13 protein-coding genes are annotated in these 16,562 nt (G+C 41.3%); 1 reads left to right on the plus strand and 12 read right to left on the minus strand.

Going from position 1 to position 16,562, the window contains the following annotated elements; all coding sequences use genetic code 11:
- Positions 1-188: 188 nt before the first annotated feature.
- Complete coding sequence (glmS, locus tag DWX65_RS05305) at positions 189-2,015, minus strand: glutamine--fructose-6-phosphate transaminase (isomerizing) (RefSeq protein WP_117697456.1); 1,827 nt, start codon at positions 2,013-2,015, stop codon at positions 189-191.
- A gap of 135 nt (positions 2,016-2,150) precedes the next feature.
- On the minus strand, positions 2,151-3,470 hold the full coding sequence (locus DWX65_RS05310) for an ArnT family glycosyltransferase (protein ID WP_158551977.1): 1,320 nt from the start codon (positions 3,468-3,470) through the stop codon (positions 2,151-2,153).
- Positions 3,471-3,663: 193 nt separating this feature from the next.
- Here DWX65_RS05310 and DWX65_RS05315 point away from each other — a divergent pair, with 193 nt between their 5' ends.
- The gene (locus DWX65_RS05315) at positions 3,664-4,638 is read left to right on the plus strand and encodes a glycosyltransferase family 2 protein (protein WP_117697452.1); all 975 of its coding nucleotides are present in this window, start codon (positions 3,664-3,666) and stop codon (positions 4,636-4,638) included.
- Here DWX65_RS05315 and DWX65_RS05320 read toward each other — a convergent pair.
- The 10 genes from DWX65_RS05320 to DWX65_RS05365 all read right to left on the minus strand — a co-directional run bounded on the left by DWX65_RS05320 (position 4,619) and on the right by DWX65_RS05365 (position 16,556).
- Entirely contained in the window at positions 4,619-6,070 is a 1,452-nt protein-coding gene (locus tag DWX65_RS05320; protein ID WP_118172991.1) for an MBOAT family O-acyltransferase, read from the minus strand. The genes DWX65_RS05315 and DWX65_RS05320 overlap by 20 nt on opposite strands.
- A complete protein-coding gene (locus DWX65_RS05325; RefSeq protein WP_118172992.1) occupies positions 6,067-7,128 on the minus strand; it encodes an SGNH/GDSL hydrolase family protein in 1,062 nt (353 codons plus the stop codon). The genes DWX65_RS05320 and DWX65_RS05325 overlap by 4 nt, the downstream gene beginning before the upstream one ends.
- Positions 7,129-7,270: 142 nt before the next feature.
- Positions 7,271-8,419, minus strand: coding sequence for an LCP family protein (locus tag DWX65_RS05330; RefSeq protein WP_118172993.1), 1,149 nt, complete (start codon positions 8,417-8,419; stop codon positions 7,271-7,273).
- A gap of 102 nt (positions 8,420-8,521) precedes the next feature.
- Positions 8,522-9,226, minus strand: a complete 705-nt coding sequence (locus DWX65_RS05335; protein ID WP_118172994.1) for a glycosyltransferase family 2 protein — start codon at positions 9,224-9,226, stop codon at positions 8,522-8,524.
- Positions 9,223-10,389: a beta 1-4 rhamnosyltransferase Cps2T gene (gene cps2T, locus DWX65_RS05340; RefSeq protein WP_118172995.1), complete on the minus strand. Its 1,167-nt coding sequence runs from the start codon at positions 10,387-10,389 to the stop codon at positions 9,223-9,225. Before cps2T ends, DWX65_RS05335 begins: the two co-directional genes overlap by 4 nt.
- 3 nt (positions 10,390-10,392) lie before the next feature.
- Entirely contained in the window at positions 10,393-11,841 is a 1,449-nt protein-coding gene (locus tag DWX65_RS05345) for a glycosyltransferase family 2 protein (RefSeq protein WP_118172996.1), read from the minus strand.
- A gap of 3 nt (positions 11,842-11,844) precedes the next feature.
- Complete coding sequence (locus DWX65_RS05350; RefSeq protein WP_118172997.1) at positions 11,845-13,251, minus strand: sugar transferase; 1,407 nt, start codon at positions 13,249-13,251, stop codon at positions 11,845-11,847.
- Between the two features lie 120 nt (positions 13,252-13,371).
- A complete protein-coding gene (locus DWX65_RS05355; protein ID WP_022244445.1) occupies positions 13,372-13,569 on the minus strand; it encodes a hypothetical protein in 198 nt (65 codons plus the stop codon).
- 81 nt (positions 13,570-13,650) lie between these two features.
- Positions 13,651-15,294 (minus strand): glycosyltransferase family 2 protein, encoded by a 1,644-nt coding sequence (locus DWX65_RS05360; RefSeq protein ID WP_117698698.1) that lies wholly within the window; start codon positions 15,292-15,294, stop codon positions 13,651-13,653.
- Between the two features lie 77 nt (positions 15,295-15,371).
- Positions 15,372-16,556 (minus strand): nucleotide sugar dehydrogenase, encoded by a 1,185-nt coding sequence (locus DWX65_RS05365; protein ID WP_117946440.1) that lies wholly within the window; start codon positions 16,554-16,556, stop codon positions 15,372-15,374.
- Between the last annotated feature and the right edge of the window lie 6 nt (positions 16,557-16,562).

A 16,562-nucleotide genomic window follows, 5' to 3' on the forward strand; every position in this document is an offset into this window, starting at 1 on the left:
ATTATGTGGCATCCGTATTCAACGGACGGTGGAGCTATCTTAAGTCAAAGCAACGGAAAGACAGTTTACAAGCAAGCAAAACGAAATTTTAGAACGACTGGCATTTTAGTGTGCACAAAATAAAATGTCCTTTCATAGAAATAGAATTCTAAGTAAAACCGCATCTTCTTTTCCAATTGCTCTATAAATTACTCAACCGTTACGGATTTTGCAAGATTTCTTGGTTTATCCACATCACAGCCCTTTCCAACTGCTACATAGTAGCTGAACAGCTGTAATGGAATAATTGCCAGTGAATTGGCAAAATATGCATTGGTCTGTGGAATATAAATGACATAATCTGCTGTCTTTTCAATCTCTGTATTGCCTTCATTGGTGACTGCCATGACAAATGCGCCTCTGGTCTTCACTTCTACAATATTGCTGATGGTCTTTTTCAGCAGTGCATCCTGTGTTGCCACTGCAACGACCGGTGTACCATCTTCAATCAGGGAAATGGTTCCATGCTTTAACTCACCTGCTGCATATGCCTCAGAATGAATATAGGAAATCTCTTTTAATTTTAAAGAGCCTTCCATGGAAATCGCATAATCAATTCCTCTTCCGATAAAGAAAATATCCTTAGCTGCAATGAAACGGTTGGCAAATTTCTGGATCTTCTCTTTATGGCTCAGTAACATTTCTACCTGATCCGGCAGCTTCTTAAGGTCACGAAGCATTTCTCCTACTTCTGCTTCCGTAACTTTACCACGAACCTGTGCAAATTTAATTGCCAGAAGATATTGTGCCACAAGCTGTGCACTGTATGCCTTTGTAGTTGCAACTGCAATTTCCGGTCCAGCCCAGGTATACATTACTTTATCTGCCTCTCTTGCAATGGAGCTTCCAACTACGTTTACAATACCAAGGGTCTTAACACCACGCTCTTTTGCCATACGGAGTGCCGCCAGGGAATCTGCTGTCTCTCCGGACTGACTGATAATAATGACAAGGGCTCCATCCTCTAAAATCGGATTCCGGTAGCGGAACTCGGATGCCACATCTACATCTACCGGAATTCTTGCCATTCCTTCGAAAATATACTTACTGGTAAATCCGGTATGATAAGCAGAACCGCAGGCAACAATGTGAATTCTGCTGATATTTCTGATTTCTTCGTCACTCATTCCAAGCTCATCGATGACAATTCTGCCATCCTTGATACGTGGACTGATGGTATCTCTTATGGTCTTTGGCTGTTCATTCATTTCTTTTAACATGAAATGCTCATAGCCGCCTTTTTCTGCTGCATGAATATCCCACTCGATATGTTTGCATTCTTTTTCGATAGATTCCCCGTCTACATTAAAGAATTCTATTTTTTCCTCGGAGAGGCGGGCAATTTCTTCATTTTCAATAAAATATACATCTCTGGTATATTTTAAAATTGCCGGGACATCGGATGCAATCAGATTCTCCCCCTCACCTCTTCCTACAATCAGAGGGCTGTCCTTACGGACTGCATAGATAACATCCGGATTCTCTGCAAAGATAATTCCCAGTGCATAAGAACCTTCCACACGATGCATGACCTTGGTAATGGTCTCCAATGGATTCCCGGTATAGTAATAATCCAGCAGCTGGGCCACAACCTCAGTGTCCGTGTCTGACCGAAACTTATAGCCTTTTTCTGATAACTTTTTCTTTAATTTCATATAGTTTTCAATGATACCATTGTGTACCACAGCAATCGTACCGGCTTCATTGAAATGTGGATGCGCATTGATATCACTCGGTGCACCATGGGTTGCCCAGCGTGTGTGACCGATTCCAACCGTTCCCGGCAAGGTAGCACCCTCATGGGTCAGCTCAGATAATACCTTTAATCTTCCGGTCGCCTTAGCCATGTTAATCTTCTTCCCATCAAAGATTGCCATACCTGCCGAATCATAACCACGGTACTCCAGTTTTGAAAGTCCATCCAACAAAATTGGTGCAGCCTGTTTCTTCCCTATATATCCAACAATTCCGCACATAATTCTTCCTCCTGCTTTTCTTTTACATTCTATTCCAATTGCTGTTGTTTCATCCTATCTTTTATAGAACTGTCTTTATCGTCCTTTTGACATTATATAAGAAAAACCGGGGATTATCCAGTCCTTTTTTGAAATCTATATCAGCGCATGAACATAATAAAAACTTGCTGCAGATATCAATATGAAAAACATATAAATTCCACCGTATAACATACGATTTACTTTTTGTGGTATCTTTTCAAGTACCAAAGTCAGTCCTGTCGTGACAAAATAAAGAAACGGAATCAGCATCGGCATCAGATACCGCCCCTGTGGCTGATAGTCACTATAAAAAGAATAATAAATACTCAATCCGCATGGAATTACCATGCATATCAGAAATGTGATATGCAGCAGTCTGTCTGACGAAAATATTTTTCTTTTCCACCCGCCTGCCAGATAGCCAATGATTCCAGCAAGAAAAAGTATTCCAATCCCCAGATAGCCCCTGCCCATCAGATTCCAGTCGCAGGTCCTTAATATTCCAATAAAGCTGATCAGTGATGTTCTCAGCCAGCCGGAAGTAAATAACATCTGGTACCATGACCAGCCCTGATGATATGGCGTCGGCCGTTCTGACGGACGGAATCCCGGCTGTGCATACATTTCCCCATATTTATCCGTTGTTCGAAGTCCAAGGAAATCACCATCATATAATATTGCACTCCGGATAAACCACCAGCCAGCTAAAAGTATTGCTACAATAGCAATTACTGCTGCCATCCTGAACATCCGATGCATGTCAGTTCTTTTTCCTTCACCTTCTATTTGCCTTTCCTTCCAGTAGGAAATAAAGAAAAACGGTATACTCATCAAAAGATAACCGTAGGCATTATAATAAGATAATGCACATAACCCTATTCCAGTTCCTAATAGGATACAGCTTTTCCAGTCCCAGTGTCTGTCCCTGCCCCTAAGCCAGGCATAAATAATCCATGCAATTGTAAATAATGCAAAGGAATCATTATTCAGATAACTTCCAAGATACATTACCTGGGGCAGCAGGGTTCCAGACATTACGAACAAAAATCTGCTTCTATTGGTTTGAAATAAGTACTCTCCTATCTGAAACATCAAATATGCCATTCCGGTTATGGAAAGTACACTGGTGAATCTGACTGCCACATACAGCCAATACGCATTTGTGGTAAATAAAAAAGCTATTTTCAAAAAAACTCCGCTTATCATATATGACAGAATCGGAGTAAATCCATATGATATTCCCCAGATTGGATTTCTTAGCGCCGGGTCCGTTCCATCAGGAAGCTTTCCATGGGACGCTATATAATTACAGATATCATATTTCATTGCTTCATCCGGCCCGCTTCCGGAAGTAGTTGCCATACTCCAAATTGTCAACGCCAGAAATAAACATATTAAATACCCTCTTTTCAGAGTCTGATTTGTCTTTTCCATTCTCATTTCCTTTTCATTATTAATTTCTTCTTCATGATGAATCGTTGGTATTATACTCCTGAAAACTTATCCAGACAACTAAGAGTTCTCTTACTATTTTCTTAAGACTTTCTTTACCCTATTGATTTTACAAAAACATACGTTATCATAATAAAGAATCAAGAAGTAATAGTTTATGAAAGGAGCCAATGTTATGAAACTATCCATTGTAATACCAGTGTATTTTAACCATGATAACCTTCTTCCACTTTACAATGATCTGCGGGAAAAGGTTTTATGTAAACTAGATTGTGACTATGAAATTCTCATGGTTGATGATGGTTCCAAAGATAAATCCTATGATGTCATCTGCGAGCTTGCCCGCCTGGATACACATATTATCCCATTAAAATTATCCCGTAATTTTGGTGAACATGCCGCCATTCTTGCAGGACTCTCCCGCTGCAGTGGCGATTGTGCTGTCCGCAAAGCTGCAGACTTACAGGAACCATCCGAATTAATCTTAAGTATGTTAGAAAAATACAGGGATGGTAATAAGGTAGTACTTGCTACCCGTGCTGACCGTGAGGAACCTCTTACACAGAAAGCTGTTTCTTCCCTTTATGCCTATATTATGAAGGAGGTTGCACTTCCCACCATGCCCAAAGGTGGATTTGACAGTTTTCTGATTGACCGCCAAATCATTGACCTGCTGGTCGCAATGAAGGAAAAAAATACCTCTCTTATGGGACAGGTCCTGTGGAGTGGCTTTCAGACTGCAACTGTTCCTTATATCCGGAAAAAAAGAACCATCGGACATTCCCGATGGACTCTTCACAAAAAAATAAAACTTGCCACGGATTCCCTGATAGGATTCTCCAGCTTTCCGATTACCATGGTCACTGCAGCCGGTGCCGGAGTATTTCTCTTTGCACTCATTCTGTTCTTTATTACAATTTACCGGAAAATGACCGGAATTATAACTGCAGAAGGCTATACCTCATTATTAATCGTACTTTTAATGGGTATGGGAATTATTATGCTTTCCATCGGTATTATTGGTTCCTACATCTGGCGTATTTATGATGCCACCAGAAACCGTCCACCATTCATTATTGATGAACCGATGACACCAAAGACCTCCATGGCAGACACACAAACTGCCTTACCTAAAACTGAAAATAAATAAACGGACTGCCCTTCACATAAGCCAGACCAAGGATAAGGCCTATCTCAACAAAGAAAATCACAAGAGACCAGAAATGATTTAAATCCATAACCGGATAAAAACCATTGACGGTCTTTTCTTTTTTCTTTGCTGCCCTAAGATATGCAGCCACTGTTGCAATGCAAAGAATAATAATTGCTGCAATGGCAAAGCTGTACGGATGTGTAATGCCCGCCCGGAAGCCAAATAACTGTTTTAATACCAGCCATGCCTTCGGCACATTTTCTGCCCGGAAGAATATCCAGCAGATGCAGACAAAAATGTCCGTTCCGAGGATGGATAAGGTATCCACCAGAACATTTTTCTTTCTCTCCTGCCCTTTCTGATACCCAGCCAGTTTCCGGAAGCCCTTATGGATACAAAGAGCCAGTCCATGGAGACCACCCCACAATACAAAGCTCCATTCTGCACCGTGCCAGAGTCCCCCTAAAAGCATCGTTATCATCAGGTTTACATAAGTACGAATACGTCCCTTGCGGTTACCACCCAGCGGAATATAAAGATACTGCATCAGCCAGCTTGAAAGGCTGATATGCCACCGTTTCCAGAACTCACTGACATTATGGGATATATATGGAAGGTTAAAGTTCACCGGTAATTCATAGCCCATACATTTTGCACAGCCGATTGCCATATCCGAATAACCGGAAAAATCCATATAAATCTGAATGGAATAGGCTGCTACTGCCAGTGCAACCGTTCCGGAACCAAATATCTGAGGACTACGATATACTTCATCCACAAATACAGAAATATTGTCCGCCAGTACCACTTTCTTAAACATACCAAATACAAATATCTGTATTCCACTTTCCAGTCCCACAAGTGTAACCTTCCGGTTCTCCTTAAGCTGTGGCAGAAACTCCGATGCTTTTACAATCGGTCCCGCTACAAGCTGTGGAAAAAAACTTAAGTACAATGCAAACTGCAAAAAGCTTTTTTCTTTTTCTATCTTCCCGGTATAGACATCAATGGTATAGCTCAATGCCTGAAAGGTATAAAAGGAAATTCCTACCGGAAGAATCAGATTCAGTACTCCCGGTGTCAGATGAAACACATCACAAAAGGAAGTCACAAAGAAATCATAATATTTAAAAATTCCAAGGACCGCCAAAGGCGTGCCTACTCCAATCAGAAGAGAAATCCGGCTCTGCCGCAGATGCTTTTCATCTTTTTTTACCGCGGTAAAAAAGGAAATCCATGTAATTCCCATTAAAAGCAGGCAAAGCCGCATATTCCACCAGCCATAAAAAACGTAACTGGCTATCAGAAGGATTCCCTGGCATATGATGCGGCGCTTTATTTCCGCAAAAGGCAGCACCCTCTGTACAAGAAGTAAAAGAAGAAGCACTACAAGAAAAAACAGTAAAAAGCTTACACTTGCAAAACTCATCTCTGCTCCTCCTCTCCGATTGCATCATAAATGCACTGTGCCAGAAGCTCATGTCCATATGCATTAAGATGCCCATAACCAACTGTTGTATTATCAAATCCACTGGCTACGATATGCTCTTTCACATAGGCTTCCTCTACGGAATCTGTCATGTCCGCAAAAATAATATTATATTTTCCACATAATTCTGCAAAAGTATCTCTGGTGTCCACACTTGCAGAGCATTCATAACTGCCATCCTCTGTCAATGTCATATCCGGAATATAATAAATCACTGCCTGAACATCTGCTTCTTCCGCCGTCCTGCTGATATAAGAAAGCAGTTCCTCCGTGGCCGCATAGGTGTCATCACCAAATACATCATATCCGGCATTTTCCGTAATCGTTACATCTGTTTCTCCATTGTTCTGGCTCTGCAGATTCTTATACTGCTGGTACAGCAGCTTGATATAAGGATTCTTTTCTAATGCTTCCAGTGCCGGTATTCCGCTTCCTGCTGTCAGATCCGGCATTTCATGGTTTAATGCCTGAGCAGCTTCTACCGGATTCATTGCCAGTGTTCCGGTCTCTAACGCAACATATTCAGCAGGCTGATAAACCTTAAGGGCATTTTCCAAATTACTGATATTACGGTAAATGGTATGGGCTGACATTCCCACATTGTATACATACCGGCTGCTTCCATCTTCGGCGTATTTCTCATTTAGCAAATAAGATACACAATCATCCTCGTTGACATACAGTCCTTCCGTCTGGGAAGAACCCATCATTAAAATAGCAGTCTTTCTTCCCTCTGCTGGATAACTGTTGTTATAACCATTGTCATCAGTAGTTCCCATGGCAAAACCTTCCGTTCCTCTCGCCCAGAACGTATCCGCCTGTCTTACATAGCTGGTCACTCCATTTCCACATGGTTCATGTACCGGAGGGTTGTAATAAAATACGCAAAAAAGCGCCAGAATTGCAAATGCTGTAATTCCGGCTCCTATCACCTTTCCGATAAAGCAGAATATTGTTTTTCCTGTTGTATTCCCTTTTTCCGATGTTCTTCCCGCCATGGAGAACCTCCTGTCATGATATAAGAAACAACTTTTCTGAATTCGTTTTCCGTCTCTTTTTCGTCTCTTCCTTATTTCCTGCGAAAGAAAAGCTGTCCTTTTCCAGACAGCTTTTCCTATGAATATTTTTATTTATCTTTCTTTACTGTGTCTGGGTATCCGCCTCTGTATCCTCTACCGTAAACGGATTTGTATCCCTTACTGTATCCGAAGCAGTCTTTCCAGTCTCATTGATTACGGATTTACTGATATTCTTTACGGTCTGTGTTGTCTCATAATCTTCTACATCAAATAAATACTGATGCAGTAAATTTACATTGGTTTCCAGATCTGTAGGAACTACTACATCGCCAAGCTTTCCTCCCATACGCTCTGTCGTAAGCTGGAATGGCCATCCCTGTGTATCTGCCAGTTCGTAGTCTTTGATGCCTGCTGCCAGTCCCAATATTTCAGAACTGCTAAGACTTGTGGAAATATCCGGGAATAATTCATCAATCACCTTATTTAATGTAGGAAGACTGGCTGCCTTTGCCTTCTCGACTATTTTACTGATAACGGTTCTCTGGCGCTCAGTACGGCCATAGTCATCACCACCGCTGTAACGGTCACGGCAATAAGCCAATGCCTGGATTCCGTTTACTGTCTGAAGTCCCGGTCCGGAAACTGCTGTTCCGTTGGTTCCCATTACCTCATTCATCTCATTGATATATATTTTCATGGTTTCTGCTTCTTTGGAAGTAATATCAAGTTCAATTCCACCCAGTGCATCTACCACTTCCATAACTGCATTAAAGTCCACAGCTACATACTCTTTAATATCCAGATCAAGATTCTTATTCAATGCTGCAACTGCACCGGTCGGACCGCCTTTTGCATATGCTGCATTGAGTTTTCTTAAATGGTCATCATCATCTACTGCCAGGAAGGAATCACGGTAAACCGATATCAGTCTTACTTCCTTCGTATCATTATTAATACTTGCAATCATGATACAGTCACTGTTTCCGGACTCATATTTACCGGTACTGCGGTTATCAATACCAAATAATGCAATGTTCGTATAACCATCTAACAATTCCTGGGTTTTGGCATCAATATTAATATTCAGCTTATCTTCATCCAAATCACCGGTATTATTGAGTTTATTTAATTTAATAATTACAAATAATGCTGCCAGAAGAATTAAGATAACCAATACTTCTATTATAAAAAGAATCAATTTTCTCTTTCTTCTCTGGCGTCTGGTCATTTTCTTTCTTTTACGGTTTCTATTATTACTACTTGTACTCATAAGTCATCTCCATTATCTTATTTTCCTGATGTTAAACAGTTTCTATTCATTTTTTCAAAACAATTGAAACTAATATATAACAAAACACTTTTTGTGTCAATATTATCCATGATAGCTTAATATCCTTTTTAGAAAAATTAAGCGATTCTTAATCATTACACCCACGCTGTTATGGGAAAAATCGGATACATTCTTTTCATGCCTCCGGTAAAGAATCAATGGTTCCTTTAAAAATACCGTGCGGTGATATTTCAAATCACATTTCACACCAATCCACTGATCATGCATGGTAACATCCTTCGGAATCGGAAGTACTGCATCCAATACCTCTTTCCGAAATGCCATGCAGCAGCCCATATAGGTATTCTTAATAATATTTTTAATCGCACCTCTTCCACTGTGGCGGTAAACAAAAAAGGACGGCATCAGTGTCTCTTTGCATGTAGCATCTGTCACTCTGGCATCATGAACCACAACCATGGCTTTCTTCCTCCGGAATACTTCCATGACTTTCTCTACTTTATCCGGCATCCAGACATCATCCTGGTCTGCAAGAAAAATATAATCGCCCCGGCACGCCCTAAGTCCTGCTTCCACATTGGCAATAACGCCTTCACCCGGTCCTTCCATAACACGGATTCTGGCATCCTGTTCCTGATAGGACTTAAGGATTTCCCTCGTAGTATCCAGTGAACCATCATCCGATACCACCAGTTCATCTCCCAGTCCGATATTTTTAAGTATGCTGTCTATCTGTTCTCTGATATAGGTTTCTCCGTTATAGGTTACTACTAAGACCGATATCATTCTCTCTCTTCCTCTCCTGTAAGAAACAGTGTTTCATACTGCTGTACAATTGCTTCCCAGCTATACCATTTCTTCATTCTGTCCTTCGCTTTCCGGCCAAGCTCCTCCCGCTCTGCTTCATCCATAGTATCCGCCTTCTGAATCAGTGTGGCAAGATTTCCGTTTTTCTTATTCCAGTACAGTGCGGCATCTTCCCCCACTTCTTTATTAAAGCCCACATCTAAAAGCAGATTCAGTTTTGTGGTACTGAGTGCCTCAAGAAGGGATGGATTGGTTCCTCCCACCTCATGTCCATGGAAATATCCATAGGCAAAGTAGCGGATTTCTGCCAGCAATGCAGCATCATACACGGTTCCTGCAAATTTAATCCGCTTGTCATTTAAAAAGCCGGTTTTCTCTTTTAAACTTTCATAAAAAGCATTTTCTTCCACATTTGTGATGATTACAAGATCTTTTGTGGAATCAGATGCCATAAATTCCCGAATCATTGTCTCGTAATTATTTTCCGGGACAAATCTTCCGACGATAAGATAATAATTTTCTTTTCTGATATCAAACTTCTGATACCATGCCAGCAACTCCTCTGTTGGTTCACCTGCTTTATAAGATAGTGTTCCATATGCGATAAATGTGGTCTTCGGCTGATATTTATGATATTCATCCCTGATATACTGTTCAATATTCTTTGAATCACAGACTAATAAATCTGCATGCTTTACCATTCCCTTTTCCGAATATTTCCAGTATTTACGAATCCATTTATTCCATTTTGCCCGCATAAATTCATGTCCATCCGGGTTTACATAAAGTGTACCAGACAACCGGTGCAGCTGCCTTTTAAAGTGCCCCACAAATGGTCCGATTCTGCATGCCAGCACATAGACAACGGCATCCTCTATCTTTTCTTTTTTAATTTTCTGAATGCAGTAACGAAATGCTGCCAAATCATAATACACGGCTCTCGCTGGTCCGATATCCGGCACCTTCACCCGGAAGCATTTCGCATTATGATAAGTAAATTCTTCATTATGGTCAGACATGCACGCCACATGGTACTGAATGTCTTCACTGACTGCCTGTCCGGTCAGATTCTCTACAAATGTCTCGAACCCGCCGTAAGCCGCCGGAATTCCTTTACTGCCTATAATAAATACATGTTTCATTTTCTATCCCTTATAAACTGCTGTAAGTTTTGCATCCAGCATAATCTGATATCCCGCTTTTTGCAGACGTCCGGCAAAATCTATTGCTCTCTCTAACGGTTCTTTATCCAGATCAATTCCGCCAGCCTTAAGATATGCTTCTTTCTTTATGATACACTGTTCCAGCGGAACGGCGCTGACATTCTGCGGAAGCACTGCCCGGTTGAAATATCCCTTGAAGCAGACCGGAAGTTTTTCAAAAAGATATCCCATCTTTCCATCCGGTAATACGCCAATGCCTGCCGAAACTAACTTCCGGTGTTTTTTAAACCGGACACCTGTCAGTCCCACTTTATTTAAACAGGCATATTGTGCCAGTTCTTTTCGTTCTCTCTCCCCAAGCAATCTGGTGCGACGGCTGTCATAAATGAAAAGATATTCCCTTGTGCTGTTTTCTACCAGTTCATTTAAAGCATCTTTTTCCTTTATTTCCGCAAGATTAATAAGCTCCGGCTCCGGAACTTCCTGTTCATAAATCACTTCATAAGAATTATGCCCCTGGGCTTCTTTAATCTCTGCCGGGATTTTCCGCCTCTGCACGTAAGCTTCCAATGCCCGCTTTCCCGCATCATAGGCATAATCCTTGGACAGGGAACTGCCTGCCGTGGAACCACTGTGTATTCTCCAATGATAAAGAATCTTTCGAATATGATAAATGGCAGCCGTCTGCTCTGTCAGGCGGAGCACCAGTTCATAGTCCTGGGCACCATCATAGCAGGGATTGAAATCCCCCACCTTCTCTAGCATGGTCTTCTTTACCACCAGAAAATGGCAGATATAATTATAATGCATCAGCAATTCCGGATTATAATCCGTCTTAAAATGCGGCCGGCTGTGTATCCCGGATTCTGCATCAATCTTATCTTCATCGGAATAAATCACCTGCGCATCCGGATGGGCATTTAACATCCGCACCACTTCATAAAGGGCATTGGGAGCCAGCACATCATCATGATCCAATAATCCGATATATTCGCCCATTGCCATCGCAACTGCCTCATTGGTATTCTCTGAAATCCCACCATTTTCCAACAGTCTGCGGTAACGTATTCTTGCATCCTCTTTATAATTTTCCGCAAGAAAACGTTCGATTTTATCGGTAGGGCTTCCATCTGCAAGACACAGTTCCCAGTTTTCATAGGACTGTCCCAGCATGCCCTCTATCAGTTCCCGTAAGAAGCATTCCGGTGTCTCATATAATGGTACTACAACAGAAACCAGCGGCATATGTTCAAACAACGTATTCCGCTGCACCTTCCATTCTTCTTTTGTCACCATATAATTCTGCCAGTTTTTCGTATATTCATGGTCTATGGGCTCATATTTTGTTTCCATTACTTTAATCGCCAGTCCCCGGAGTCCATGCTTGCGTATCATTCCAACTGCATATGCAGCCTTTTTCGTTAATCCCATTGCTTACTTCGATCCTTTTCCTGTTATAACAACCTGAATGGTCTTAAACAAGATTTTAATATCCAATGCCAGTGACCAGTTTGTAATATAGTAGGTATCCAGCTGTACCACTTCTTCAAAATCCGTAATGTCACTTCTTCCACTGACCTGCCACATTCCGGTAAGCCCCGGCTTAATTCCGAGTCTTGCCCGGTGCCTTGCCTCATATCCGGCAAATTCTTCCTCCGTCGGCGGTCTTGTGCCTACCAGACTCATATCCCCTTTTAAAATATTCCAGAACTGTGGCAGTTCATCAATGGAAAACTTCCGCATGAACCTGCCAACCGGAAATACTCTCGGATCATCTTCCATCTTAAACATCAGCCCTGACATCTCATTCTGCCCCATCAGCTCTTTTTTCTGTTCTTCTGCATTTACATTCATGGAACGGAATTTATAAAAGCGGAATTTCCTGCCATTTTTCCCCACACGAATCTGGGAAAAGAAAATCGGTCCCGGTGACTGTTTCTTAATAATCGGTGCAAAAATAATGGTAGCAATACCGGCAATCACCAATCCCACAAAACCGCCTACAATGTCCATCAGACGTTTCAAAAACAACTGACGTGGTGTTGCAATACACATACTGGAAGTTAAGACCATATAATTTCCACACTGCTCGATTACTTTATTCGGCATCAGCTTGGAAGCATGTACCAGATTAAAATGCACCGTAACGCCCATTTCCAGCAGATCATCTGCCAGTGCCTGGCTGCTGGCTATCGTATTGCCATTGATAAATACTTCATCTACCACATTATTTTTTACATATTCAAAGAAATCATCTGCATTTGCTACCACCGGAATGCCCCGGATAATTTCTCCCTTACGCATTGCATCCACTACAACAACTCCACGCACGGCAAATTCCCGGTATGGCAGATTTTCAAATTCCTTAAGACAGCTCTCCACCAGTTCATCTGTCGTTACCACTATCATGGCAGACAGATTTCTGTCATTCATCATCTTTTTCTTAATAAAATTCTTAAGCCCGGAACGGCCGACAAATTCAAAAATCATAGACAGTCCCCAGAACATCAGGAAAATCTGTCTGGAGAAGTCAGACTGTCTGGTCCAGTATCCATATACCATCATTCCGGCAACAATGATTGTTGTATGAACAACAACATGCTTAAATTCCTGCGTATTCTTTCTCCGCAGAATGCTCTTATAGGATTCGCCGAAAAATACCACGCAGATATCAATCAAAATAAGGACTACCGCTAATCGCTGATATTCCTCATTTAAAAACTCATTTTTTCTTCCAAAACGCATAAAATAGGATAAGGCATATGCAAGTTCCAGACAGATAATATCCAGAATCGTAAAGTCAAGATGCTTCATCCAGCTTTTTCGTTCTTTTTTATACATAATCTATTCCCTCTTATGCAATACAAGCCATCTTTTTAGGAATATTATACCAGTCCTACCCTGTCAGGTACAACCGAATTCTTTCTTAATTTTCTGTGAAAAAAGTATGTTCTTCTTCTGTCAAATGCTGTTTCTGTGAATATACAGCCAGCTTTCCGAATAGTCTTTCCGTTCTTTCTCACTCATCTTCCCATATTTCTCATAAGGAATCTTTGCCAGAACCATCTTTTCATTTCCACATTTAAAACATTCCACTTCATTTCTTCTTGAAACCGTCCGTATCCAGCCACATTTCGGACAAATATAAACTTTCATCATGTGTAACTCTACCTCCCTGTTACTTGTTTTTCTCTATACTCAGTTACAAAGTTACCACTTTCTTACAAATTCTGCAATGCCTTAGTGCTTTTGTCCCAGGGAATAATCTGTCCGGTAACGGGTCAGTCCGGGATGATAATAGGGATCTCCCTGCTTTAAAATATCAATCCAGCGGGTTCTCATATATTCAATCTCTTCCTGAAAACGGCGTACTTTCTCCTCTGTATCCTCCTGTCCTCTGGACTTTGATTCATAATGGTACGCTTCTACGGATGGTTCATATATAATAAGATAACCCTTCTTCCGGATTTTAAGACACAAATCCACATCATTAAATGCTACTGATAAAGCTTCGCAGAATCCGTCCACCTCACGGAACACCTTTGCCGGCACCATAAGAAATGCTGCTGTTGCTGCACTTAAATTCTGCCGCAGGCTGGCTCTATACATATACCCACTATCGCTGCGTACCTGTCCTACACACATATTGGCTGCAATTCCTCTGGCATGTCCACCGATGCCTATGACAATTCCGGCATGCTGTATCGTATCATCCGGGTAATAAAGCTTTGCTCCCACTGCTCCGGTATTTTCTTTTCCGCACAGGGTAAGCATCCGTTCCATGTAATCCTTTGTTATAATCTCAATATCATTGTTTAAGAACAAAAGATATTCACCCTTTGCATAGGATGCTCCATAGTTATTAATGGCTGAATAATTAAAAGTACCCGGTATTTCAGGTTTCCATTCTACCACACGGATATCCGGATACTGCATCTGCAGCTCTTTATAATAATCAAAGATTTCTTCGCTTTTACTGTTATTTTCTATAATGATAATCTCATAATTCCGGTAGCTGCCCTGCCGAATGGATGTGATGCATTTTTCCAAAGAAGCTTTTTCGTCTTTATTCGGTATCAGAATGGATACCAGTGGCTGCTTCTTTTCGTGACTGCCTGCTGCCATAGATGCATGCTCTACTCTCGGTGCATGCTCTGCCTTTGTATGATAAAGCACTTTGGGAATATGGATGATACTATCGGACTGCTTTGCCGCCCGGCAGATCAGTTCTTCTGTTGCAGGATTTCCGTCATTTTCTTTCAATGCCTGCAGGAATACCGTTTTTCTGATGCAGCATAAATGTCTGATATAACAGTAGTTTTCCAGATAATCCGGGCTGAAGTCCGGCTTTAAAAGAGGCTCTGCTGTCTCCGTTGTCTTTGATTCATCCGGACATCTGACATCTTCATCCGTATAAATCAAATCCGGCTTTCCGATTTCTTCCCAGTGAATTCCTGACTGCCTTGTCTCTTTTGGAAAAGCAATGGCATGGGCAAGCTCATAGAAAGCATCCGGTTCTAAGGTGTCACCCGCCTCAATAAGCGCTGCATATTCCCCGGAAAGTTCTATTTCTTTTCCGGTACAGAGCTTATCGATACAGGTTAGATTCCAGTTGGTATAGCTCTGCTGTTCTAACATAGCCAACGCATCTTCTCTATTTTCTCCCATATAAACACAACTGATAAGCGGTCGATAGGACCACTTATCAGATTCTTTTGTCTGTATCTTAAGTTGTGCTTCTGTCACCTTATGGGCTGCTGCATATTCTGCATAGGAAATCTGCTCCGGTTCTCCTTTTTCTTTCAGGCGGATAAAGAATTCCTTTAAACCATAATTTTTTAAATATCGGAAACCTTTTCTGAGGTTATAAAGGCTCAGTTTCATCTTGTCTCCTTTTTTCACTGCTCTAATCTCACTGCGCTAATCTCGTCGTTCTAATCAGGCAGCTTTATTTTCTAAAATTAATCTCTGTCATAAATATCTCTGGTATATACCTTGTCCTGCACATCCTCTAAGTCTGCACTGTTACGGTTGGATACAATAACATCGGACATCTTCTTGAACTCGTCTAAGTCATGGATTACTTTGGAATTATAGAAGCTGTCATCCTTTAAGGTTGGCTCATAAATCACTACTTCAATGCCCTTTGCTTTCAGACGTTTCATAACGCCCTGAATAGAAGACTGGCGGAAGTTATCGGAATTGGTCTTCATGGTCAGACGATAAATACCTACTACAGAAGGATTTCTATCTAAAATCTGCTGTGCAATGAAATCTTTTCTTGTCGTATTGGCTGCAACGATTGCTCCGATAATATCATTTGGAACATCCGCATAATTTGCCAGTAACTGCTTGGTATCCTTTGGCAGGCAGTATCCGCCATATCCGAAGGACGGATTGTTATAATAGTTACCGATTCGCGGGTCTAAGCCTACGCCTTCGATAATCTGTCTGGTATTTAATCCTCTTACCTCTGCATAGGTATCCAGCTCATTAAAATAGGAAACACGCAGTGCAAGATAAGTATTTGCAAATAATTTGATTGCTTCTGCCTCGGTGAGGTGTGCTAATAATACCGGAATATCCTCTTTGATAGCACCCTGTTTTAATAAGCCGGCGAACTCTTCTGCCTTTGCCCTTAAGCTTTCATCCTCTTTCGGATATCCCACTACGATACGGGATGGATAGAGGTTATCATATAATGCTCTTCCTTCTCTTAAGAATTCCGGAGAGAAGATGATATTTTTGCTGCCAAACTGTGCTCTTACTTTTTCGGTATAGCCAACCGGAACTGTAGATTTGATAACCATAATTGCATCCGGTGCATATTCCATAACCAGCTTGATTACGGCTTCTACGGATGATGTATCAAAGTAATTCTTCTTCTCATCATAGTTGGTCGGAGTGGAAATGATAATAAAATCTGCTCCTTCATATGCTGCCTTTGCATCTGTGGTAGCCCGCAGATTCAATGGTTTCTCTGCTAAATATTCTTCAATCTCCTTATCGACGATTGGCGATTTCTTATGATTAATCAGATCGACCTTCTCTTCAACAATATCGACTGCCCATACCTCATTATTCTGTGCTAATAAAATGGAATTTGACAATCCCACATAACCGGTTCCTGCTACTGCAATTTTCATGTGTAT

The organism is Roseburia sp. AF20-18LB (assembly GCF_003461185.1).
Taxonomy (GTDB): domain Bacteria; phylum Bacillota; class Clostridia; order Lachnospirales; family Lachnospiraceae; genus Roseburia_C; species Roseburia_C amylophila.